This window comes from Rahnella sp. Larv3_ips, from assembly GCF_003697865.1.
Lineage (GTDB): Bacteria > Pseudomonadota > Gammaproteobacteria > Enterobacterales > Enterobacteriaceae > Rahnella > Rahnella rivi.
Map to the genome: position 1 here is coordinate 513,109 of NZ_MJIB01000021.1, position 23,629 is coordinate 536,737.

Annotated in this window: 17 protein-coding genes; 8 read left to right on the top strand and 9 right to left on the bottom strand. The window is 54.0% G+C overall.

The genetic code is table 11. The annotated features are described in order from the left end of the window. A partial coding sequence (locus tag ED901_RS21880; RefSeq protein WP_205965133.1) for a malate:quinone oxidoreductase occupies positions 1-648 on the top strand: 648 nt, incomplete at its 5' end. A gap of 63 nt (positions 649-711) precedes the next feature. Here the strand turns inward: ED901_RS21880 and ED901_RS21885 are convergent. The 4 genes from ED901_RS21885 to ebgR form a co-directional block, all read right to left on the bottom strand. Continuing rightward, the gene (locus ED901_RS21885) at positions 712-2,211 is read right to left on the bottom strand and encodes an amino acid permease (RefSeq protein ID WP_122097228.1); all 1,500 of its coding nucleotides are present in this window, start codon (positions 2,209-2,211) and stop codon (positions 712-714) included. 51 nt (positions 2,212-2,262) lie between these two features. Further along, entirely contained in the window at positions 2,263-2,715 is a 453-nt protein-coding gene (locus tag ED901_RS21890) for a beta-galactosidase subunit beta (RefSeq protein ID WP_122097229.1), read from the bottom strand. Continuing rightward, on the bottom strand, positions 2,715-5,771 hold the full coding sequence (gene ebgA / locus ED901_RS21895; protein WP_122097230.1) for a beta-galactosidase subunit alpha: 3,057 nt from the start codon (positions 5,769-5,771) through the stop codon (positions 2,715-2,717). The genes ED901_RS21890 and ebgA overlap by 1 nt, the downstream gene beginning before the upstream one ends. Before the next feature lie 215 nt (positions 5,772-5,986). Then, entirely contained in the window at positions 5,987-6,967 is a 981-nt protein-coding gene (ebgR, locus tag ED901_RS21900; RefSeq protein WP_122097231.1) for a transcriptional regulator EbgR, read from the bottom strand. 272 nt (positions 6,968-7,239) lie between these two features. Here ebgR and ygjJ point away from each other — a divergent pair, with 272 nt between their 5' ends. Together ygjJ and ygjK are read left to right on the top strand one after the other, a co-directional pair. Beyond that, positions 7,240-8,268: a protein YgjJ gene (gene ygjJ / locus ED901_RS21905; protein WP_240993996.1), complete on the top strand. Its 1,029-nt coding sequence runs from the start codon at positions 7,240-7,242 to the stop codon at positions 8,266-8,268. Beyond that, a complete protein-coding gene (ygjK, locus tag ED901_RS21910) occupies positions 8,268-10,649 on the top strand; it encodes an alpha-glucosidase (protein ID WP_122097233.1) in 2,382 nt (793 codons plus the stop codon). Before ygjJ ends, ygjK begins: the two co-directional genes overlap by 1 nt. 524 nt (positions 10,650-11,173) lie before the next feature. Here ygjK and cytX read toward each other — a convergent pair. Further along, the gene (gene cytX, locus ED901_RS21915) at positions 11,174-12,427 is read right to left on the bottom strand and encodes a putative hydroxymethylpyrimidine transporter CytX (protein WP_122097234.1); all 1,254 of its coding nucleotides are present in this window, start codon (positions 12,425-12,427) and stop codon (positions 11,174-11,176) included. 200 nt (positions 12,428-12,627) lie between these two features. Between cytX and ED901_RS21920 the strand changes: the two genes are divergently transcribed. Continuing rightward, entirely contained in the window at positions 12,628-13,665 is a 1,038-nt protein-coding gene (locus ED901_RS21920; protein ID WP_122097235.1) for a virulence RhuM family protein, read from the top strand. An 18-nt stretch (positions 13,666-13,683) separates the two neighbouring features. On the opposite strand, the gene ED901_RS21925 is transcribed toward ED901_RS21920, so the two are convergent. Continuing rightward, on the bottom strand, positions 13,684-14,340 hold the full coding sequence (locus tag ED901_RS21925; protein ID WP_056777150.1) for a Qnr family pentapeptide repeat protein: 657 nt from the start codon (positions 14,338-14,340) through the stop codon (positions 13,684-13,686). A 186-nt stretch (positions 14,341-14,526) separates the two neighbouring features. On the opposite strand from ED901_RS21925, the gene dcp reads away from it, so the two are divergent. The 3 genes from dcp to ED901_RS21940 all read left to right on the top strand — a co-directional run bounded on the left by dcp (position 14,527) and on the right by ED901_RS21940 (position 18,641). Next, on the top strand, positions 14,527-16,680 hold the full coding sequence (gene dcp / locus ED901_RS21930; protein ID WP_122097236.1) for a peptidyl-dipeptidase Dcp: 2,154 nt from the start codon (positions 14,527-14,529) through the stop codon (positions 16,678-16,680). A gap of 135 nt (positions 16,681-16,815) precedes the next feature. Further along, positions 16,816-17,874, top strand: coding sequence for a bifunctional transcriptional activator/DNA repair enzyme AdaA (locus tag ED901_RS21935; protein WP_122097237.1), 1,059 nt, complete (start codon positions 16,816-16,818; stop codon positions 17,872-17,874). A gap of 14 nt (positions 17,875-17,888) precedes the next feature. After that, positions 17,889-18,641, top strand: a complete 753-nt coding sequence (locus tag ED901_RS21940) for an isocitrate lyase/phosphoenolpyruvate mutase family protein (protein WP_122097238.1) — start codon at positions 17,889-17,891, stop codon at positions 18,639-18,641. Here ED901_RS21940 and ED901_RS21945 read toward each other — a convergent pair. From ED901_RS21945 to ED901_RS21955, 3 genes are all read right to left on the bottom strand, one after another. After that, complete coding sequence (locus ED901_RS21945) at positions 18,613-19,827, bottom strand: MFS transporter (protein WP_122097239.1); 1,215 nt, start codon at positions 19,825-19,827, stop codon at positions 18,613-18,615. The two genes, ED901_RS21940 and ED901_RS21945, sit on opposite strands and share 29 nt — an antisense overlap. 206 nt (positions 19,828-20,033) lie before the next feature. Beyond that, a complete protein-coding gene (locus ED901_RS21950) occupies positions 20,034-21,119 on the bottom strand; it encodes a type I restriction endonuclease (protein WP_122097240.1) in 1,086 nt (361 codons plus the stop codon). A 137-nt stretch (positions 21,120-21,256) separates the two neighbouring features. Further along, positions 21,257-21,958 (bottom strand): TetR/AcrR family transcriptional regulator, encoded by a 702-nt coding sequence (locus ED901_RS21955; RefSeq protein WP_122097241.1) that lies wholly within the window; start codon positions 21,956-21,958, stop codon positions 21,257-21,259. Positions 21,959-22,042: 84 nt separating this feature from the next. Between ED901_RS21955 and ED901_RS21960 the strand changes: the two genes are divergently transcribed. Beyond that, positions 22,043-23,542, top strand: coding sequence for an MDR family MFS transporter (locus ED901_RS21960; RefSeq protein WP_122097242.1), 1,500 nt, complete (start codon positions 22,043-22,045; stop codon positions 23,540-23,542). The last annotated feature ends 87 nt before the right edge of the window (positions 23,543-23,629 follow it).

Consider the following 23,629-nt stretch of genomic DNA (forward strand, 5'->3'; position numbering starts at 1 on the left):
CTGTTGTTCGGGCCGTTCGCCACCTTCTCCAGTAAATTCCTGAAAAACGGTTCCCTGTGGGATCTGTTTGGCAGCGTGAACAGCTCCAACCTGCTGCCGATGACTCATGTCGGTATGGGTAACTTCGATCTGGTGAAATATCTGGTCGGGCAGGTGATGCTCAGCGATAACGATCGTCATGCGGCATTGAAGGAGTTCTTCCCGCAGGCCGAGCAGAAAGACTGGAAACGCTGGGTTGCCGGGCAGCGCGTGCAGGTCATCAAAAAAGATGGCAAGCATGGCGGGGTTCTGCGTCTGGGTACCGAAGTGGTCAGCGCACAAGATGGCAGTATCGCCGCGTTGCTGGGCGCATCGCCGGGAGCATCAACGGCGGCTCCGATCATGATGAAGTTGCTGGAAACGGTCTTCAAAGAGAAAGCGGCCAGCCCGGAGTGGCAGGCTAAATTCCGCGAAATCATTCCGTCTTATGGCACCAAACTGAACGGAAACGTAGAAGCCACCGAGAAAGAGCTGCTCGACACCAGCCGTATTTTGCAACTCGATATCCCGTCGATGAAAACGACGCCGGTCGCCGACGTGGTGCAACTGCGCCCGCTCGACGCCCATGCGCAGGAAGAAACCAATCTGCCCGCAGATATCGCGCTGTAAGGTCGGATTCGGAAAAAACAAAACCGCCTTCTCAGGCGGTTTTTTTATGTCTCTCTTTTCCCGTTACGCCCCTGACAGCGATTTGGCGACCGTCGCTTCTTTCAGGCGGGCGGTTTCATTTTGCGATTCCAGCACAATTCTCGCCAGCGGCGTGTCCTCGTGGTAACGGGTGTTCTCATCCAAACCTTTGGAATATTTATTGTATTTCCACCAGGCATAGCCGAGGAATAACACCAGTCCGCCGACGTTATAAAACACAATGGTAATAATGCTGGCGCCGGTCGGGAAGGTCGAGGCGATAAAGCCGACGGTGAAAATCACAATCAGCGTACTGACGATGGCGATCCCCTGCATTCTGGATCCCATTTTAAAATCGCGTTCAACGCAGTCGTATTTCAGCCGCAGATTCAGATAGGCCAGCATAATAAACAGCGGTGGCAGCATTGATGCCGCGGCGGTCATGTTGATCAGCGTGTTCATTAATTCCTGTACGCTGTTGGAGCCGAGCGTTGGAATGAGCATCAGCGGAATGACGATAAGAAACTGGATCCACGCCGCGCGCGTCGGGACACCGTGTTTATTCAGACGAATGGTTTTCTCGCCAAAAATCCCCTTAGGAATTTCAGTAAAGAATATTTTGACCGGCGCGGCCGTCCACATCAGCAATGAGCCAAACATCGCGGTGAAAGAAACCACGCCGACGAAGCGGTTCATCATCACCGCCGGTAAACCAAAGTGCGCCGATAACCCTTCGAATACCTGCACGGTGCCGCCGGTGAAATGCAGCGCGGACTGTGCCACAAACACGTTAATTAACAAGGAGGCGATGGAATACAGCACGCCGATCACCAGCCCGGAAATAATGATGACTTTCACGAACGCGCGGCTGCCACCTTTAACGTCATTCACGTACACGGCGACTGATTCCGCGCCGCCCGCGGCCTGAAATATCCACGCAATAATGCCTAAAAATGCCCAGTTTAAATGCGGCGTCATGGCCTCGACGTTAATCGGATTGGCCGGTTCAGCGCCGCCGATCAGCGCCGCGCCTGCCAGCACAATATAAGAGAACGTCAGCAGCAACATTAATGTCGAGGTCACTGACGTCATCGGCCCGAGTAATTTCGCGCCGCTGTTGGAAATCAGCGTCGAAAAGGCAAACAGGCAGATGCTGATAATAGCCGTGGTGACTGGCGTGAAAATATAGTCATGGCCTAAAAAGGCGTACGAGGCGTAGGCAATCACGCGCGGCAGCAGCGCGGTGAAGAAAAATAAATTCACGAACCAGTAGGTATAGGCGGTCATAAATGCCCAGCGACCGCCGAGCGCGCTTTTTACCCAGGCGTAAACTCCGGCTTCCGAGTTTTTATTCAGCGAAACAAACTCGGCGATGATCAGACAAAACGGAATGAAATAGAGGATTGTCGCCACCAGAAAAACGGGCGCAGACGCGATGCCTAACTGAATATTGTTATTAATGACATTGTTGAAGCTAAAAACGGCGGCAAATGTCATGGATAACAATCCAAATTTGCCGATTGTGTTTCTGCTCGATCCGGCCATAGAAACTCTCCAACTGCGATGTTTATAGGGTAAGGGTTTTATTGTTTTTTATTATTTATTAACGAAATAACTCTCTTCGATGGTCACCTGTAAGATGACTTTTCTGACGTCTTTTTCCGGCCTGAACCGGCAGGCTTCGTGATTTTCAAAAATGATCACACTGCCTTTATTCACTTTTACTGTTTCACCCTGGCCGCTAAAAAATTCACGGTCAGTCTCATCGTCATAAGGCGCCACGCAGTGCAGGGCAGATTTCGCGGCAAATTCGATTTCTTCTGCCCCTTCGAGGTAATAATGCACATCGAAATAACGGCGGTGGCCTTCGAATTCCGCCCGTTGTTTTTCGCTGCCGCTGGCCAGCCGGTAAACCAGCGAATCGCCGACAGAATGGAAAACGCCGGGACGAATATTTTCCAGGTTATTGATGGCTTCCCTGCAGCGCTGCCATTTCTTTCCGCTGCGATACAGCCGCTCAAATTCATGTAAAGAGTCGAGAATAATCATCAGTTTTCCTCCCCGGTATGAAAGGTGAATTCCGCAAGGTGCTGGCTGTCGGTGTCCTGCTGGCGGAACGGCACCAGCGTGAAGCCGTAGCGGAATGCAGAAAAATAGACGCGGTAAGAATCAAGCACTTCCGACCCCCAGGAGTTAGAGCCCAGCCCCATAATTTTGTGATCGAGATTGAGCGTCAGGCAGCTGTCCGGCGTCAGTTCGTCGATGTGTTGCGCCTGTTGCAGTTGCTGCGAACTGTACGGCCACAGGCTGAAATTGATCGGCTGGCGCGGCTGAATGAAAATCCCGCGACCGGCGTTATCACGCAGGCTGAGCCAGCGGACGTCCTGCCGGTTGCCGTTGTCCTGCGGCATCGGGTAGTTTTCAAATAAATGGCTCACCGGTTGCTGATAATGGCCGATAAGGTTGGCCTGACGGCTGTCCTGATAATTTTCGCCCGGCCCGCGGCCGTAATATTCCACCTGCGTGAAGCGGCGGCTGATGCCAACATCAAGGCCGATTTTCGGGATGACGTGGCTGAAATTACCGTAAGGCGTACCGGATAAATCGAGGTTCACCGCGCCCTGAGGCGATATCCGCCAGCGATAAGTACAGCGCATACCGAAATCGAAAACAGGCGGCGCAATGATGCTTTGCACTTCAACCACCACGTCATCCTGCATAGGCTCCCAGCGCAGCGACCGTAAATGCTGCTGCATGATGTGCAGATGATTGGGTTGCCACAGGCCTTCGAATTCCGGTTTGTGGTTGTCGATGACCGGCTTGAAGAAGTTGATTTTCGGCGCACGGCCCAGGATTTCTTCGCCGTCCACCTGCCAGCTTTTCAGTTCGCCATCGAGGCGGGAAAACGCCAGCCTGAAGTTTTCGCCGCTGACGATCAGCTGATGTTTTTGCTCGTCGCAAAGCAGCGGGGTGACGCGTGTGGCAACCGGCGAAGCAGGCAAAGGCTGCGCCGCCTGCAACAGCATCTGATACTGGCCGAGCGGATGCTTTGCGTCACTGTAGGCGGTCGGGCTGTTTTTGCAGATGCTGACGTTGAGGAAAGTTTCCTGCCCGCTGGCGGTGAATGGCGGCAGGGAAATCTCTTCCGATTCGCCGGGTTGCAGATGCGGCAGGGTGATTTCGCGGGCTTCTTCACAGCGACCGGCCATCTGCACGGTCAGCGACAGCGTGATGTCTTCCAGTGAGCTGAACCAGTAACGGTTTTTAACACGCAGCGCGCCGCCGCTCAGGCTGACGCCGACCGGGCACAGCACCTGTTTATATTCGCGCAGGCCGGGGCCGGGGGTTTGATCCGGATAAATCAGCCCGTCCATGCAGAAGTTGTAGTTGTTCGGATAATCGCCGTGATCGCCGCCGTAGGTGTAGCGCATCCGGCCATTTTCGCCGGTTTCCAGCAGGCCGTGATCGCACCATTCCCAGATGTAATGCCCCTGCAGGCTGGCGTGGCGGTTGAGCACTGCCTGATATTCGGCTAATCCGCCGGGGCCGTTGCCCATCGCATGGGCGTATTCGCAGATGATGCGCGGTTTGGCGTGCGGGTATTCACCAAACGCATTCATCATGGAAACACGGGAATACATGGTGCTGATGACGTCGGTCACTTCGGCGTCGCGGTCTTCTTCATAGTGAACTAAACGTGTCGGATCGAGTGCTTTGCAGCGTGCGGCCATCGCGCGGATATTGCAGCCATAACCGGATTCGTTGCCGAGTGACCACATGATGATCGACGGATGATTTTTTTGCGCCATCACATGACGCTCGATGCGCTCCACATAGGCGTGTTCCCAGCGCGGATCGTCGGTGATGCGGCTCAGATCGCCGACGTTGGCGAAACCGTGGCTTTCCAGATCAGTTTCGGCCATGACGAATAACCCGTAGATGTCGCACAGCTCGTAAAAGCGCGGGTCGTTCGGATAATGGGCAGTGCGCACCGAGTTAATGTTGTGCTGTTTCATCAGGATGATATCGCGCTCCACCCGCGCCATATCCACCGCGCGCCCTTTGCGGTGATCGTGGTCGTGGCGGTTGACGCCGTGCAGCTTGAGGTAGCGCCCGTTGACGTGAAACAGCCCGTCGCGCACGCAGATATCACGAAAACCGACGCGCTGCGGCACCACGGAAACCACCTTGCCCGCGTCGTCATACAGTGTCAGCAGCAACTGATAGAGCTCAGGATGTTCGGCGTTCCACTGACGTGGCTGGCTGACCGGTATGTCCAGACGGCAGCGGGTTTCATCGCCGATATGCAGGTTATCTGCGGACAATTGCGCCGCACAGACGCCATCGTCGAATAACTGCGCATGCAGGCGATAACCGCTGACCGGCTCGCGCAAATTACACAGAACGGCATCAATGCTCAGCACGGCATCGCAGTAGTTTTCGTCGAACGCGGTAACCACGGTGAAATCATTGAGATGGACAGGATTTTGGCCGGTGAGATACACATCGCGGAAAATCCCCGCCATCCACCACATGTCCTGATCTTCGATATACGTGGAATCCGCCCACTGCAGGACGCGCACCGACAGCAGGTTTTCGCCCTGAACCGCAAACGCGCTGATATCAAATTCCGCGCACAGGCGGCTGCCTTTGCTGAAGCCGGCGTAATGGCCGTTCACGTAGATTTCGAAGTAGGTTTCGACGCCGTCGAATTTGATGATGATCTGTTTGCCTGCCCACGCGGCGTCAAGGCTAAACGTCCGCTGATACGCGCCGGTCGGGTTACTGGCGGGCACGAAAGGAATGTCGATCGGGAACGGGAAACCTTCGTCGGTGTATTGCAGCTGGCCGTGGCCTTCCATCTGCCACATTCCGGGCACGGCGATATCGCCCCAGCCCGTCACCGGCTGGTTGTAAAATGCGTCCGGCACTAACGCCGGGTGATCAAAATAGGCAAACTGCCAGCGACCGCTGAGCAGCTGAAAACAGTGGCTGGCAGCGCGGTCAAAGCGCAGCGCCTGTTGCGCAGTGTCATAGCTGAAAAAACTGGCCCTCGGTGGTAAACGGTGTTCTGACTGCTTGTCGATGTTTTCCCAATTATTCACGTGATCTCTCCTGAGACGTGTATCTATGGGAAATAAGATAGTAAATATTTAGTAAAAATAACTAAAAACATTTACCGATTGTCAGAGGGATCACACTAATTAAAAAAAGCGACGGGGGATCAGGCAGTTAATTTTTAGCGATCGTCGGCGATCCCTTTGACGCCTGCCCGATCGGAAAAGCAGGGCGTCAGAAGGTGCGAACCGGCAGGGCGGGATCAGCGGCGGGTGGTATCGCGCAACTGCAATGAGCTGGGGACAAATACCGAAAGCGGCACGTTGCGGTCATCACGCAGGCGCTCGGTCAGCAGGTTAACCGCCTGCGCGCCCATGGTTTCGGAATGAATGCGCACCGTTGATAAAGAAGGGAAAACAAAGCGTGCGGTCGGGATGTCGTTGACGCTGATCAGCGCGATCTGCTCCGGGATTTTCACGCCGTGCTCCAGCAGCGCACGGGTCACGCCCAGCGCAATGGTATCGGTGGCAATCAGCAGCGCGGGAGGGTACGGCCTGTTGTCCAACAGCATTTTTTTGGCGCACTGGTAGCCGGACTGGCTGGTGAAATCGCCGTAATAAATATCCTCTGCCTGCACCACATTTTTCAGCCGGCCATATTCCACAAAAGCCTGCTCACGCTGATCGGCAAATTCAGGTTCATCGCGCCCGCCGATAAACCCGATCCTCGAATAGCCTTGCCCTATGAAGAAATCGATCACCTTCTGGCTGATCTTAAACAGATCGACATTCACACAGTCGGACTGCGGATCGTCCATCACGCCATCAATAAACACGACGGGCAGGGATTGCTGACTGAGTTGCTGATGAAGTGCGGCCTGAGGCTGCCCGATAACCAGAAAGCCCTCGGCAGACGGCAGGGCTTTATCGCCGGTAAAGTCATAGCCGGAAACCAGCGTAATGCCGAGTTTTTCGCATTGTGTTTCAATGCCATAACGCATGGAAAGATAATAAGGGTCATCAATTTCCAGCCCCTGGCGGTAAGTGAACAGCGCGGCAAACATCATGCGGTGGCTGGCGTTGCGCCTGGCCGACGACAGTTTGTATTCCAGGCGTTCTGCCGCTTCCAGAATTTTCTGCCGGGTCTGCGCTTTTACGCTCAGGCTCGGATCGTCATTCAGCACGCGTGAAACCGTCGCAACGGATACGTTCGCGGCCTCAGCGATTTCCTTTAATGTTGCCATCAGCGTCTCAGTCCAGGGTTATCAGTAAATCAGGCGGTTAGCTTAATGGCTACGCAGACGCATGTATACACGCCGCATGCGCGCAGGGCTGCAAAAATGCAATGTGACCCGGTTAACGCTTTACCGATATTTAAGTATATTTTAGTAAAATATTTACTAGTATGCGTTTTAATTTCTGGCTCACTTTCAGCCCCTCACCCTGAGCGATGCGCATACCGATGAAGAAAATATCACTCAATAAAATACTCATATTCTTATTATTCGCCTCACCAATGAATTTATGGGCGCAGGACTCTGTGGTTCCCGCCGAACATAATATGTTAACCCCGCCGGAATTAACGCCAAAAAGTGCAGAGGCAACCGCTTACCGGTTTTATGGCGAAATGGGCGGTGGAGGCAGCGTGTATTTAAAGGGGCAGGACCAGCATAAATACAGCGACGGTACCTATATCGAAGGCGGTCTGGAAATACAGCGCGGCCACTGGTTCGGGCTTATTTATGGCGAAGGCTGGACGGTGCAGGCCGACCATCAGGGAAATGCCTGGGTGCCCGATCACAGCTGGGGCGGATTTGAAGGCGGCCTGAACCGTTTTTATGGCGGCTACCGCACCGATAACGGCACCGAGATGATCCTCAGCATGCGCAATGACTCCTCGCTGGATGACCTGCAATGGTGGGGCGATTTCACGCCGGAATACGGTTACGTCATTCCCAATACCCGCGATTTAACGCAGGCGGCGAAAATCCAGAACCTCACCGGCAAGTTCCGCTACAGCGTGACCGCCGCGCCGGAAAGCCGCGTTGATGAAAGTAAGGCGCTGCTGCATTTTGGCAAATATGACCGTTATTCAGATAAATACACGTACCGGGCGATGGTTAACGGTTACACGCAATACGATCTGACCGACGGGCTGACGCTGCTCAACGGCCTCGAACTCACCGACGGCACCGGGCAGCTGGTGCTTGCGGGTTTACAGGGCAAAAACCTCGCCGGACGTGTCTGGCATCACACCGGCAAAGGCGATGGCAATCAGCTCGGCAGTGAATCGGGCATGATGGTCAGTGCGATGGTCGAAGCGGTGTCCGGCCTGTATTTCTCAACTGCCTACAGCTACGCCCAACACCGTCTCGATAACGCGGCGGATACCACCACCTCCTACGCGCAGGCCGGTATCTGGTACGAATATTATGGTGGCCGGTTCGCGACCGCATTAGACAGTAAATTTTATATGAGCAACGACAATACCGGCGCCAGTAATTCGATATTTCTGATGCAATATTTCTATTGGGGTAAATCATAATGAAAAATATCAGCAGCGTTAAAATCCTTGCCTTATTTATTTCGTCTGTCTTATTTATTTCCGGCAATGCGGTCGCTGAAACGGCAAAGCCATTACAGGCTGAGTCTTATAAAAACGTCATTAACCGCACCGGTGCGCCGCATTATATGCTCGATTATGATTTCGATGAGCATCAGCGTTTTAATCCTTTATTTGATGATGGCGCGTGGCACGGACATTTATTACCGGCCGGGCCGGAAGGCATGGGCGGATTTCCCGGCCCGGCGCTGCTGACCGAAGAATACATCAACTTTATGGCGGATAACTTTGACCGGCTGACGATCTTCAAAAACGGTCAGAAAGTGGCGCTCAGCATGGAGGCGTACAGCATTCCCGGCGCGCTGATCCAGACGCTGACCGCGCCCGGCATTCGCGTCGACATGACGCTGCGTTTTGTCACCGCCCGCACCTCGTTGCTGGAAACCAAAATCACCACCGATTCCCCGCTGGAACTGGTCTGGGACGGCGCATTACTGGAAAACCTGCGCGCTCAGGAGGGAAAACCGCCGTCGGATAAAACCATCGAACAGGCATATCCGGGCTATAACCGCAAAATCCTGCCGACGGCTGACGGCCTGCGCGTGACCTTCGGGAAAGTGCGCGAGGCCTCCAGCCTGATGACGTCGGGCGAGTCGGAATACCAGATCCACAAATCCCTGCCGATGCAGACGACGGTGGCAGGGCATCAGTTTACCGCGAAAGCCAACATCGCCGGTTCCACCACAATTTACACCACCTATTCGCATCTGCTGACCGCCGGTGAGGTACAGAAAGAGCAGCCTGAGATCGCCGGTATTCTGGCGCATCCGCAACGTTTTCTGGCGGCCTCGCAACAGCGCTGGGAAGGATATCTGACCCGCGGGCTGACCAACCCGCACGCCACACCGGCGCAGGAACGTGTGGCGGTCAAAGCCATCGAAACCCTTAACGGCAACTGGCGCGGGGCGGCGGGCGTAATGAGATTTGATTCCGTGACGCCGTCGGTCACCGGCCGCTGGTTCTCCGGCAATCAGACCTGGCCGTGGGACACCTGGAAACAGGCTTACGCGATGGCGCATTTCAATCCTGACGTGGCGAAAAACAATATCCGCGCCGTGTTCGCGTTTCAGATCCCACCCGGCGATACGGTTCGCCCGTGGGATGCCGGTTTTGTGCCCGATCTCATCGCCTATAACACAAGCCCTGAGCGCGGTGGCGACGGCACCAACTGGAATGAGCGCAACACCAAGCCGAGCCTGGCGGCGTGGTCGGTGATGGAAGTCTACAAAACGACGGGTGATAAACAGTGGCTGGAAGAGATGTACCCGAAACTGGTCGCCTATCATGACTGGTGGCTGCGCAACCGCGATCACAACCATAACGGCGTGCCGGAATACGGCGCAACGCGCGATAAAGCGCACAACACCGCCGACGGCAGCATGCTGTTTACCGTTCGGGAAGGGAAGAAAGAACAGACCGAATCCGGGTTGAAAAACTATGACCGCGTAGTGAAATCCGGTCAGTACGACAGCATAGAAATTCCGGCGCAGGTGGCGGCTTCATGGGAATCGGGGAGGGACGATGCGGCGGCCTTTGGTTTTATCGACGCCGATCAGCTGGCGAAATACATCAAAAATGGCGGTAAAAAACAAGACTGGCAGGTTAAATTCGCCGAAAACCGTTCTGATGACGGAACGCTGCTGGGATATTCACTGCTACAGGAATCGGTCGATGAAGCCAGCTATATGTACAGCGACAACAAGTACATGGCCGACATCGCCGGCATTTTAGGCAAGAAAACCGAAGCCGCAGATTTTAGTGCGAAAGCCGTCAAACTGGCCGGATACATCAATACCTGCATGTTCGACAGCCGCAGCGGCTTTTTCTATGACATCCGCATTGAAGAGAAACCGCTGGCTAACGGCTGCGCGGGCAAACCGATTGTCGAACGCGGCAAAGGCCCGGAAGGCTGGTCGCCGTTGTTTAATGGCGCAGCGACGCAGGCGCATGCCGACGCCGTGGTGAAAGTGATGAAAGATGGGCGCGAATTCAACACCTATGTGCCGCTCGGCACCGCCGCACTGACCAATCCGGCGTTCGGTGCGGACATTTACTGGCGCGGCCGCGTGTGGGTCGATCAGCTCTATTTCGGCCTGAAAGGCATGGAGCAATACGGCTACCGCAACGATGCTATCGCCATGGCGCAGGCCTTCTTCGACCACGCCGACGGCCTGGTGACCGACGGCCCGATCCGCGAAAACTACAACCCGCTCACCGGCCAGCAGCAGGGCGCACCCAACTTCTCATGGAGCGCGGCGCACCTTTATATGCTGTACAACGATTTTTTCGGGCAGGGGAAATGAGGCTGTAAGGGCTGAATTTCAGGTACAAAAAAACCGCTTCAAAGAGCGGTTTTTTTGTTGGGTGATTCAGTTAGCGCTAAATCAGCCTTTTTAAAACAAGCGGGAACAAGCAACCCCAACGGAAAGAACTGTACATGATTCACCCAAACTGAACAAGTTGGGAGACTATAAAATTGTCTTACTTTTTTTATGGTCTTAGTGCTAGTCTGCGCGCGGGGCTAGTTTCGCCTGTTTAGCGGCAGGTCACCGGGCTTAGGAAATAGCACTTTCAGTACCGCGGGGACGAGCAACCTCAACTTTGCCTGTCCTTCTCCTGTAAGTCCCGGTGCTTATTGGTGAAACGCGGTTGTAAAAGGCCGCAACAATGAAAAAGTGTATTTATGCACTGATCGTTGTGCTGGGTTCTTTGATGACGACTGAGAATGGTGGATGGAACGTTAACGTTTCTGATATCAAGATTAACGTCAACATGGGATCTGGTTTGTAGTAATTAAGGAACCGCCCTGAGGGGCGGTTTTCTTAGTTCAGACTTTGCGCCCCAATCCCCAGCACATCAGCCCCGCCACCAGCAGCGACGGAATGGTCGCGCCGACATCGGGCAGCAGATTCGCCATCAGATGATAGACCGCGATCCCCGTAAACCATGCCATGACCGAGCGCAGATTGAGGTTTTCGTTGGTCTGGCGACGCAGCACAAAATGATGCGTCAAGACCACGCCGAACAGCGGTGCAAAGACCGAACCAATCAGCAGCAGGAAGTTTTCGTATTGCGTCAGCGGCACCGACCAGGCGATCAGCGTACACAGCAGGCCGATGCCCAGCGTCAGTTTCCCGACGCTCACCGGCACCGATGTGCCCGCCGATACCGCCGCCGAGTGAATATCCGCAAAGGCGTTTTCGTGTTCATCCACCAGAATCAGCAGCAGCGGAATACCCAGCGCCACGCCTGAGAGCGCCAGCAGCAGCGCATTGGCATCGGCTGAGGTGCTGACAAACGCCAGCGTATACGCGACGCCAAGTGACATCATCCATACGCTGCCGAGGAAATATCCGCAGGCGGTTCCCCAGAAATTTTGCCGCGCAGACTTGCCAAAACGGGTGTAATCCGACACCAGCGGCAGCCATGAAAATGCCATCGACACCACGATGTCGCAGGCCAGCGCGAACGGCATCGAACCGTTCCCGGCGTTATGCCACAGCATCGATAAATCCGCGTGCAGGAACAGATAACCGGTCAGCCACGCGCAGCTCGCCAACAGTAACCAGATCCCCCAGCGGCGCAGCACCACGCGGATAAATGCCAGCGGACCGCTGGCCGCCAGCAAGGTGGCGACGATGCCGAAAATAAACGTCCACAGGGTTGGATTCGCCCAAAAGCTGCCGTCCCCCCAGGCCCGTGTTGCCAGCAGGCTGGCCGCATCGCGCATCACCACAATTTCAAACGCGCCCCAGCCGATCAGCTGGATCAGATTGAACAGCACCGGCAGCGCCACACCGCGTTTGCCGAGGCTCAGTGTCAGCGATGCCATCGAAGACATGCCGGTTTGCCCGCCGATCACCCCGACCAGCGCCAGCAGCGCAACACCGACGGCAGAACCCAGCACAATCGCCGCCAGCGATCCTGCAAGCCCGAGCCCCGGAGCCAGAATCGCCCCGGCCTGTAACACCATCAGGCCCATGCCGAGCGAGAACCACAGCGAGAATAAATCAGACCAGCCCAGCACCCGTGATTTTTCCGGCACAGACGCCTGAGGAGAGTAAATACTATTATCTTTCATGAGTTTAATTTCGTGGCTAAAGCGAATGCCAGTTATAGCATAGTGTGATGAGATTCTGATGAAGGGCGGGGGAGAAGCGCACTTTTCGGTTTCTATATCGGGTTAGATTAACCGCTATTTTTGCATTCAGGGGAAACAGGTAGAATGAGGCTATTGTCTGCAGGTTAAACGCCTCATGGCGTCTGAAGGGGTATGTCAGGATGGATGAACACATTACGCCTCTGGCGCCGGAGGGAGAGTTTGTTCTTTTTGAGGCTAAGGACGGGCGTGTACGCATAGAATGTCGCTTCGCGTCGGAGACTTTGTGGTTATCACAGGCTCTGATTTCTGAAATTTACCAAAAAGATGTTCGGACAATTAACGAACATCTGATGAATATTTATCAGGAAGGCGAACTTGAGCGAAACGCAACTATCCGGAAATTCCGGATAGTTCGTCAGGAAGGAACCCGGGAGGTTTCCCGGCAGATTGATTATTACAATCTTGATGCCATTCTTGCTGTCGGATACCGCGTTCGCTCAACCCGGGGTACGCAATTCCGCCAGTGGGCAACACAAACTTTGCAGGAATATGTCATCAAAGGGTTTGTGATGGATGACCAGCGGCTGAAAAATCCACCTGTTGGCCCGTCTGTTGTGCCGGATTATTTCGATGAGATGCAGGAACGCATCCGGGATATTCGTGCCAGCGAACGCCGTGTTTATTTACGGATCAAAGATATCTTTGCAATGGCGGCGGATTATCAAGCCTCAGATAAACATACCGCGCGCTTTTTCCAGGCGATTCAGAATAAGCTGCATTATGCCTGCACGGGCATGACGGCAGCAGAAATCATCGCCCAGCGTGCCGACGCCAGCCTGCCGGATATGGGGCTGACCAGTTTCAAATATGATCATGTGCGTAAGACAGATACGACGATTGCTAAAAATTACTTACGTGAATCAGAAATCGATCAACTCAATCGCATTATCTCAATGTGGCTGGATTACGCTGAGGATCAAACTAAACGCCGTCAGCAGATTTTCTTAAAAAACTGGGAGGAGAAACTGGAGCAATTCCTTCAATTTAATGAATTTGACGTTTTGCAGGACAGCGGCAAAATCAGCAAAAAAGAAGCGGATGAAATAGCCTGCCAGCGATATGAGCAGTTCGCTGAACAGCGTCGCAGGCTGAAAGAGGCCGAAGGCGAAAAAAGTAATATTGAGGCGCTTTACAGCCTCGCGCAGAAAAAACGTTAACCGCGATTTCGAATACGCTCACTTCGAATGAATCACAATCATCCCCAGCTTCTCCAGCAGATGGCTTTGCTGCCAGTCGTCGATTTTCACGCCATCGAGATCGACTTTGCGGATGTTCAGTTCGCCCAAATCTGAATTCGTCAGGTCGCAATGGGTGATGTTGACGTTATTCCAGTCGAATTCAGTGAATTCGCCGCCGGAAAGGTCGGAGCCGCTGAAGTTTGCCCCCTGCACGTTCGCGCCGGTCCAGCGGTTTTCCCACAGCTCGCATTTTTCCAGAATGACTTTGCTGAAGTTGGCGTAGCTGAAGTTGTTTTTGGTCATGAATGCGCTGCAAAACCAGGTGCGGGAGGTGATCATATTCATAAAGCTGGCACCGCTGAAATCTGCGCCGGTGGCTTTGCATTCGCGGATCTCCAGACCCAGCGCCTGCGCATTTTTGAAATCCGCCATCGTCAGATCGCAATGTTTGAAGCTGGCATCTTTCAGCTGCGCATGCTGAAAAGAACAACCTGACTGTGTTTCATCGTCGTAGAAAATGCAGTTGACGAAAGCGATGTCAGACAGATTTGTGCTGTCAAAACGGCAGCGCAGGAACCTGCAATCGTGAAATTCTTCGCCCGACAGTTGCTGCTGGCTAAAGCGCTGGTCGCTGAAAGTCTGGTTTTTGATCATCTCTTTTCCGGTCATTTTACGTGCTGCGAAGAACGCTATCCTGACAGAATGCTGCGGCCAAAAATATGGAACCTGCCTCGTAATAACACGATTTACTTAGGATTCTCTTTTGCCGATCGGGCAGCAGGCGTCTATTCTCAAACACTTAACGGAGTCCATCTTTCCCTCAGCTAAGGAAGACTGAAAATGCGTCTGTCCATCCTCTTTATGGCAACCGGTCTGGCTCTCAGCCAGTTTGCAGGCGCTGCGCAAAATGCGCAGCCCGCCACGCAGGAGCACGTCATGAATCATGCTATCAAAGCCGATAATCCGTTTTTAACCCCCAGCCCGCTGGAATATCAGGCACCGCAATTCAATCTCTATAAAGACAGTGATTACGAACCGGCCATTCTTGAAGGCATCCGCCAGAAACTCGCTGAAGTCGATAAAATTGCCAGCGACAGTGCGCCGCCTACTTTTGAAAATACCTATGTGGCGCTGGAAAAATCCGGCGTTATGCTCCAGCGCGTGCAAAACGTTTTTGGCGCGATGACCGGCGCGAGCACCAACGATACGCTGCAAAAAATTGACGAAGACACATCGCCAAAACTGGCCGCGATGGATGACAGCATTCATCTCAACAGCAAACTGTTTGCGCGCCTGAAAGCGGTGTATGACCAGCGCAGCAGCCTGAAAATTTCGCCGGAATCGCAACGTCTGATCGAGGTGACATTTAAAGATTTTGAGCTGGCCGGCGCCAATCTTTCTGATGCGGATAAAGACAAACTCAAGGCGCTGAATCAGCAGGCGGCGACGCTCAGCACCCAGTTCACCAACAAGTTGCTGGCCGCGACCAAAGCGGGCGGGCTGACGGTGAAAGATAAAGCGCAGCTTTCCGGGCTGAGTGATGCCGAATTATCCGCTGCCGCGCAGGCCGCCAAAGACCGTAAGCTGGATAACGCCTGGCTGCTGGTGCTGCAAAATACGACGCAGCAGCCGTTGTTGCAGTCGCTCGATGACCGGGATACCCGCAAGGCGCTGTATGAAGCATCCATTAATCGTACTGAAAAAGGCGATGCCAACGACACCCGCGAGCTGATTGCCAGGCTTGCAAAAGTTCGCGCTGAGCAGGCTCAGGTGCTGGGCTTCCCAAGCTATGCGGCGTGGAAGCTGGAAGATCAAATGGCGAAAACGCCACAGGCTGCGCTGGATTTCATGCACAAAATTGTGCCGGCAGCCACCGCCCGCGCACAGCGTGAAGCGCAGGATATTCAGACGGAAATCGATAAACAAAAGGGCGGCTTCCAGGTGGCTGCCTGGGACTGGCAGCATTACGCGCAGCAGGTGCGCAAAGAGAAATATGATCTGGACGACGCGCAGATCAAACCCTATTTCGAGCTGAACAATGTGCTGGAAAACGGCGTGTTTTATGCCGCTAACCTGTTGTACGGCATCACGTTTAAAGAACGCAAAGACCTGCCGGTGTATAACCCGGACGTGCGGGTTTTTGAGGTGTTCGATAAAGACGGTAAATCGATGGCGCTGTTCTATGCCGATTATTATCAGCGCGATAATAAAGGCGGCGGCGCGTGGATGAGCAACTACGTCGATCAGTCGAAACTGCTGGGCACTAAGCCGGTGATTTACAACGTCGCCAACTTCCAGAAACCCGCAGCGGGGCAACCGGCGCTGCTGTCCTGGGACGACGTGATCACTATGTTCCACGAGTTTGGTCATACGCTGCATGGTCTGTTTGCCAGTCAGGAATACCCGAGCCTTTCCGGCACTGCGACGCCGCGTGATTTTGTCGAGTTCCCTTCTCAGTTTAACGAGCACTGGGCGAGCGACCCGAAAGTGTTTACTCACTTCGCGAAACATTATCAGACTGGCGAAGTGATGCCGCAGGCATTGCAGGACAAAATCGAGAAGGCCAGTAAGTTCAACAAAGGCTATGACATGACCGAGCTTCTGGCCGCCGCGCTGCTGGATATGCACTGGCACAGCCTGAGCGCCGACGCACCCCAGCAGGATGTCGATAAGTTCGAGGCGGATTCGCTGGCGAAGGACAAAGTGAACCTGGCCTATGTGCCGCCGCGCTACCGTTCCAGCTATTTCCAGCACATCTGGGGCAACGGCTATGCGGCCGGATATTACGCCTACTTGTGGACAGAAATGCTGGCCGACGATGCCTTTGCGGGTATCACCGGGCAGGGCGGGCTGACGCGGGAGAATGGTCAGAAATTCCGTGACCAGATCCTCTCACGCGGTAACAGCGAAGATCTCGAAAAGCTCTACGAAACCTGGCGCGGTAAGGCGCCGTCGATCGAGCCGATGCTGAAAAATCGCGGGCTGGAGGAGTAAAAATGGCCGTGCCCGGTATCGCGCCGGGCACGGATAACCTCGCCGGAAAGAGTTAAATCAACGCCCGAAAAACGTCGCTTCCCCCGTTCGAATTCCCCTATGCTTTTCCCATGTTCCCGGTCTGCGAGTGAAATCATGCTTTTCGATTTGCCTGACGATGATGTTCTTTATGCTGCGCTGATTGCCCGCGACCCGGCTTACGACGGCTTTGCCTTTGTCGGTGTGAAAAGTACCGGGATTTTTTGCCGGCTGACCTGCCCGGCGCGCAAGCCTAAACGTGAGAACTCGGTGTTTTATCCGTCGATGGTCAGTGCGATGGAAGCAGGATACCGCCCGTGTAAACGCTGCCGTCCGCTCATGCAGGGCGGAGAGAAAGACCCGCTGGTGCTGAAGTTACTGGCAGCGCTGGAAAATGAGCCCGACAGAAAGTGGAGTGAAGGCGATGTGCAGGCAATGAATGTTGACCCTTCCACTGTCCGCCGGGCTTTTAAACGGCAGTTCGGGATCACGTTTCTGGAAATGGCGCGCCTGCGCAGAGTCGGTAAAGGCGTCGATGCCCTGACCGGCGGAGAGCCGGTGATTGAAGCGCAACTGGATGCCAGCTTTGGATCCGGCAGCGGATTCCGCGCGGCAATCACCCGGCAAATCGGGCTGAACCCCAGTCAGGCCAGAAAGCATCAGTTTCTGAAAGCTGACTGGCTGGATACGCCCATCGGTTCCATGCTGGCGATTGCCAGCCGCGACGCGCTGTATCTGCTGGAGTTTATTGACCGTCCGGCGTTGCCCAATGAAATTGAGCGGCTGAAACAGCTGACGTCATCTGAAATTATTTTTGGCCGCAACCCGGTGATAGATCAGCTCGAACAGGAACTGGCGGCGTATTTCGCAGGCGGGAAGCGCTTATTCGTCACGCCGCTGGCAGAATTCGGTTCGTTGTTCACCCGAAAAGTCTGGGATGCGCTCAGAGCTATTCCGGCGGGTGAAGTGCGCAGCTACTCTGCGCTGGCGGCCGATATCGGGCAGGCAACCGCTTCCCGCGCCGTCGCCAGGGCAAATGGCGCTAACCAGATTTCCATTCTGATCCCTTGCCATCGCGTCATCGGTGCCGACGGTTCGCTGACCGGTTACGGCGGCGGATTGTGGCGCAAGCGCTGGCTGATTGAACACGAACGAAGAATGGCGCTGAGCCGCTAAACGAGGAGCAAGGTATGAGTCAGCAACGTCAGGCACTGGCATTTTCAGCGCTTCATCAGAAACACAATCCGGTCATTTTATACAACATCTGGGATGCGGGTAGCGCGCTGGCCGTGGAGCAGGCGGGGGCAAAGGCCATCGCGACCGGCAGCTGGTCATGCGCGGCGGCGCAGGGTTATCAGGATGGCGAGGCCATGCCTTTTGCCAGCCTGTTGCAGACGGTGCAGCGCATCGCTTCGGTGATAAGTCTACCGCTGACGGTGGATTTCGAAACCGGTTATGGCGCTGGCCGTTGCGATAATCTGAGCGCCCTTTTGCAGGCAGGCGTGGTGGGGATTAATGTTGAAGATCAGCAAATGGGATCATCCGCGCTGAACGGGGTCCGTGAGCAATGCGAGATTCTGACCTCGCTTCGTCAGGTGGCTGAAACACAGGGAATCGCTTTATTTATCAATGCCCGTACCGATGTCTTTTTGCAGCAACCGGATGCCTCGCAGCATACGGCGCTGATGGCGGAAGCTAAAAAACGGCTGGCCGCTTATCAGGACGCCGGTGCCAGTGGTTTTTTTGCCCCCGGTCTGAGCGATCCGGGCCTGATTGCGGAACTCTGTGAGGTTTCCGCGCTGCCGGTGAATATTATGGCCAGCAGCCTGACGCCGCCGCTGGCCGATCTCATTGCGGCGGGGATCAGCCGGTTAAGCTACGGCCCGCACCCTTATATCGGGCTGATGGAAACCCTTACGCAGCAGGCGCGCGCGCTGTATTAGCCGCCAGCCGGTGCCCCATCCAGAAGAATACCAGCCCGCCCGCAGAGGCGGCGATCAGCGCGATAAACATCACTGACGGGGCGGCGTAACTGAGCAGGAAACCGCACATCACCGGGTTTATCGCGCCACCCAGATTGCTCAGATTCTGCATGCCGTAATAGCTGCCTTTCATGTTTTCCGGTGCGATAAAGTCGATAAACATGTATTCCACCGGAATAACGATAAGTTCACCAAAGCTGAAGATGGCCATGGCGATGATCCACAGCAGTACCGATTCCCCCGCAACCATAAAACCGATCAACCCGACGATGAAAAATACCGTGCCGAGCAGCAGCCACCTCAGCAGGGTGTCCTGTTTCATGCGGCTGCTTAAGACATACTGGAAAGCGATGACAATCACCGCATTCGTGATCATTACCGCGCCGATGATCTTGTAAGCAAAGGCGGCATTCGACACAAGTATCAGATATTGCGACAGATAACCGGCAAACTGTCCGAAAACCACCGAGCCGAGCGTGCTGCCCAGGGTGAAATAAATCAGACGGCGGTCGCGCGCGAGAATGCCCAGCGTCTGGCGCAGATTCGGTTTCGGCAGGGGTTTGTGTTCCTCTTCTGCCTGCGGCGGCCTGTGGGGGATATGACGTAATCCCCAGCCCAGGGAAATCACCGTGCCGAGCGCCAGCACACCGGAAATCACGAATGGCAGCTTAGGGCTGAACCCGGCTAACCAGACGCCAAGTGATGATCCGACCGCCCAGCCGACGTTCACCAGCGTGTAGTTCATGGAGAAGGCTTTAACCCGTTTCGCCACCGGCAACCAGCTGGCGATACAGGCTTTGAGCGTAATACTCAGCAGCGCGTAGGAGGCATTGAGCAACGCCAGCACCACCAGAACACCGGTGACGCCGGGCAGTACCGGCAGCAGTAAAAAGCTCAATCCAAAAGCGCTGATCGAGACAATAATCAGCGTCCGGTGATTGAATTTATCCACCAGATAACCGGCATACAGACCACTGAGAATGCCGATCGCCAGACTGGCCCCGAGAATAATCCCGACACTTTTCGGCAGCAGATGATAGTGCTCGGTCAGATAAATCGTGATGAACGGCAGCGTCACACCTCGTCCGATAGTGAGCACTAACGAACTGGCGAGCAGCGCGAGGATAAGCGGCGGCATTCCCTTCATTCTCAAGGCATTCCTTTCAAAAACATCGTGGATGACCAATGATAATAGTCGAGTCTGCGCAGTATTTTTCGATACAAAAAGCGGGGAATAAAGTGAGTTGCGCGGCTATCCCCGCGCCTTAGCACTATTGTGTTACGGCTTCTGCGGCGCAACGCCGTGGAAGAGCAGTGAGCCCACTTGCGCAGGCTCAGTTATACACAGAAAAATCAGCAGTAGCTTTGTGCGGTAGCATTGAGATGCTCAGCGAATTGATAGATGTCATCAAGCGACTCTATCGGATGACGCGTTTCAGTCTTGTCCGCATCAAATAACCCAATATAGAGTTGAGAACGGTTAAAGTGCAGGCGGCAAACAGGCTTACGGTTATTGTCATCAATCAAAATACCGAAATAACTTTTAGTATCTCTATGAGTAATGCGTTTGATATCAATCACTGTTCTGATGATTGATTTAACAATATGAAACCCTTCAAGTTCTTCCTCTGTTGTAACGATTTGATCGGATTCAACAACATTGACTGTCGGTTGTGATATTTCCTGTTCCTCTTCAACAACTTTTGTCGCTGAATTTTGAACAGTGCCGCTGAGGGCTGATTTCAGTCGTTCGTTCACCTGATCATTCAACAACTGGACTGCGGCTTTACGGGTGAGAGTATTAAACTGTTCGCGTACTTTTTGCGTCAACATTCCATCGTAGACCCGCGAAGCGAAAAACTTCACAAAGTCTTCTTCGGGATTAGTGAATTGAGCAAGGAATATTTTTTTGATTTGGCTAACGTACTTCAATTCCCCTGCCGCATTGACTATGGATTCAACATCGAAAGCAGACTTTGTTAACTTCACAAGTTCTGAAACAAGATTCTCATCAATATCAAGGATGTCCAGCTCAAGAAAAGGCTTTTCATCCATTTTATTGGGTGCATCCAGATCGGTAAAGAACTTATAAACCTGTCCGTTTGTGAGGATGGATATTCTTGCATTGGTTACATGAAAATAACGAAATAGCTGAGATGCATGATTAACATTTAGAGGTTCGCCTATTTTTTTGCACTCAACCAGAATCTGTATTTCCCCACCTTTCAATATCGCATAATCTATTTTTTCACCTTTTTTTGTACCTACGTCACAGATAAATTCTGGAACGACTTCAGTTGGATCAAAAACGTCATAGCCAAGGATTTTATTGATGAAAGGCATGACAAATGCATTTTTCGTTGCTTCTTCAGTCTGAATTAAAAGTGACTGCTGTTTGATTTTTACAGCCAAACTGTTTAATTGTTCAAGAATTTCCATATAACCCTCTTTATTTTTTAATCACTGCTGCGTGATGATTACTTATAGGGAAAATATGGAAATAAAACCAGATGTAAAAGCGTGGGCCTGATCACTTATTTCATGAAAGACTCACTATTTTTAACGCTTTTGAAAAATCATGGCTTCTGCGACGCAACGCCGTGGAAGAGCAGGACGGCGACGTGTTTGCGCAGCGCTTCGGGGGAAATGGGGGAAGCGGTGCCCTGGCGCATTTTCATGGAGGCGAGGGGGAACAGGGTCAGGCCGAACAGGGAGATGAACAACAGCGCCGGATCGAGATCGGGGTTCAGGCGGCCTTCGCTCTGCCAGCGGGTGATGCATTCCTGCACCACTTTGCGGTTTTTGTCGCCATTGCGTTCTTCCATGCGTTTTTTCAACATCCCGCTTTCACTGATCACTTCCCGTACCCACAGCGGCGCGACCCAGGGATATTTCACCGCCGCGTCAATCATGCATTGTGCCATCGCAGTGATTGCCATCAGCGGATCGTCGGCGTGGATATCAAAAATATCGCTAAACCCCGCGCGTACTGGCTGAAAACGTTCGTCGATGAGTACATCCAGCAGTTGTTCGCGGGTATTGAAGTAGTAATGCAGCATGGCGGTGGTGACGCCCGCTTCTTTGGCGATCATGCTGAGGGGCGTTTCGGCGATACCTGACTGGGCAAAGAGTTTCAGGGCGGCATCCAGCAGCAGTTCGCGCTTATCCGCGCCTTTTTTGACCCCACTCGGGCGACCCGGACGGCGTGCGGACGCGGTGCCTTCCTCCTGAACCTTTTGTGCTGTCGTCGCCTTTTCTGAGATTTTTCTGTCTGTCATGAGCGGGGTGATCCATTGACCGGATGAAGGTGATGCGTCAATATTAATTATACAGTTAATTAATTACAAGTCAGGATAGCATTCATGACAACTATAAATTCGGCGCAGAGCGAAGTGAAAGAGGCCAGGCCTTCGATCAAGCTTCTGTTCTCCGCGCTGTTGCTGGTGATGCTGCTGGCCGCGCTTGACCAGACCATTGTCTCGACGGCGCTGCCGACTATCGTCGGTGAACTGGGCGGGCTGGATCAGCTTTCCTGGGTGGTCACCTCCTATCTGCTGGCGTCAACGATCGTGGTGCCGTTGTACGGCAAATTCGGTGATTTGCTGGGAAGGAAAATCGTGCTGCAAACGGCGATAGTGGTGTTCCTGCTCGGCTCCGTACTTTGCGGGCTGGCGCAGAACATGACTCAGCTGATCCTGATGCGTGCCCTGCAGGGGCTGGGCGGCGGCGGGCTGATGGTGGTCACTATGGCCGCGGTCGGGGATGTTATTCCGCCGGCGGAACGCGGTAAATATCAGGGCTTGTTCGGCGGCGTGTTTGGGCTGGCGACCGTGATTGGTCCGCTGATCGGCGGTTTTCTCGTCGAGCACATGTCATGGCGCTGGATTTTCTACATCAACCTGCCGCTGGGTATTTTTGCGCTGCTGGTGATCGGCGTGGCGCTGAAATCGCAGACTGCGCGTATTCGCCATGAAATCGACTTTCTCGGCGCGGCGTATCTGGCGGCGGCGCTGACCAGCATCATCTTGTTTACCAGCGAAGGTGGCACGGTGTATCAGTGGTCTGATCCGCAGCTGTGGTGCATTCTGGCGTTCGGCGTGGTGACCCTCGGAGGCTTCATTTATGAAGAGACGCTGGCGGCGGAGCCGATCATCCCGCTCGGGCTGTTCCGCGACCGCACCTTCCTGCTGAGCTGCGCCATCAGCTTTATTATCGGCATGTCGCTGATGGGCTCGGTGACCTTCCTGCCGCTCTATTTGCAGGTGGTCAAAGGCTCCTCACCTTCCGCCGCCGGGATGCAACTGCTGCCGCTGATGGGGGCGCTGCTGGTCAGTTCGATTGTCAGTGGCCGGATTATCAGCCGCATTGGCCGCTATCGGCTGTTCCCGATTTTCGGCACGTTACTCAGTTTTATCGGCATGCTGATGCTGGGCAATCTCACGCTCAGCACAACGTTACCCCAGCTTTATCTTTATATCGGCGTCCTCGGTTTCGGACTGGGTATGGTGATGCAGGTTCTGGTGCTGGCGGTGCAGAACTCGGTATCGATGAAACAGCTGGGCGTGGCGACATCCAGCGTGACGTTATTCCGCTCGATCGGCGGTTCCATCGGCGTGGCGGCCTTCGGCGCACTTTTCACACAGGGTCTGCGTTCGCAGCTGGAAAAACTGATCCCCGAAGGCACCCCGATCCCGCGCTCACTCAGCGCGCAGGCGGTACAGCAATTACCGGCAACCATTCGCGATGATTATTTGCAGGCATTCGCCACCGCGCTGCACTCGGTGTACCAGATTTCCGCCGGGGTCATGGTGCTGGCGTTTGTCCTGTCGTTGTTGCAGAAAGATGTGGTGCTGAAGAAATAACCGACGGCATTTTATGTGATTTACACTAAGCTTTCCCCTTTACGGCGCTGGAGACATCCATCAGCGCCGGTATTTTTCAGGGACAAG

What these genes read in the sequence shown, in the direction of transcription:
- ebgR (WP_122097231.1), bottom strand. Translation starts at nt 6,967, where the DNA reads ATGGCAACATTAAAGGAAATCGCTGAGGCCGCGAACGTATCCGTTGCG.
- ygjK (WP_122097233.1), top strand. Translation starts at nt 8,268, where the DNA reads ATGAAAAATATCAGCAGCGTTAAAATCCTTGCCTTATTTATTTCGTCT.
- ED901_RS21920 (WP_122097235.1), top strand. Translation starts at nt 12,628, where the DNA reads ATGGATGAACACATTACGCCTCTGGCGCCGGAGGGAGAGTTTGTTCTT.
- ED901_RS21955 (WP_122097241.1), bottom strand. Translation starts at nt 21,958, where the DNA reads ATGACAGACAGAAAAATCTCAGAAAAGGCGACGACAGCACAAAAGGTT.
- ED901_RS21945 (WP_122097239.1), bottom strand. Translation starts at nt 19,827, where the DNA reads ATGAAGGGAATGCCGCCGCTTATCCTCGCGCTGCTCGCCAGTTCGTTA.
- ED901_RS21960 (WP_122097242.1), top strand. Translation starts at nt 22,043, where the DNA reads ATGACAACTATAAATTCGGCGCAGAGCGAAGTGAAAGAGGCCAGGCCT.
- ED901_RS21935 (WP_122097237.1), top strand. Translation starts at nt 16,816, where the DNA reads ATGCTTTTCGATTTGCCTGACGATGATGTTCTTTATGCTGCGCTGATT.
- ED901_RS21885 (WP_122097228.1), bottom strand. Translation starts at nt 2,211, where the DNA reads ATGGCCGGATCGAGCAGAAACACAATCGGCAAATTTGGATTGTTATCC.
- cytX (WP_122097234.1), bottom strand. Translation starts at nt 12,427, where the DNA reads ATGAAAGATAATAGTATTTACTCTCCTCAGGCGTCTGTGCCGGAAAAA.
- ED901_RS21890 (WP_122097229.1), bottom strand. Translation starts at nt 2,715, where the DNA reads ATGATTATTCTCGACTCTTTACATGAATTTGAGCGGCTGTATCGCAGC.
- ED901_RS21940 (WP_122097238.1), top strand. Translation starts at nt 17,889, where the DNA reads ATGAGTCAGCAACGTCAGGCACTGGCATTTTCAGCGCTTCATCAGAAA.
- dcp (WP_122097236.1), top strand. Translation starts at nt 14,527, where the DNA reads ATGCGTCTGTCCATCCTCTTTATGGCAACCGGTCTGGCTCTCAGCCAG.
- ED901_RS21925 (WP_056777150.1), bottom strand. Translation starts at nt 14,340, where the DNA reads ATGATCAAAAACCAGACTTTCAGCGACCAGCGCTTTAGCCAGCAGCAA.
- ygjJ (WP_240993996.1), top strand. Translation starts at nt 7,240, where the DNA reads ATGAATTTATGGGCGCAGGACTCTGTGGTTCCCGCCGAACATAATATG.
- ED901_RS21950 (WP_122097240.1), bottom strand. Translation starts at nt 21,119, where the DNA reads ATGGAAATTCTTGAACAATTAAACAGTTTGGCTGTAAAAATCAAACAG.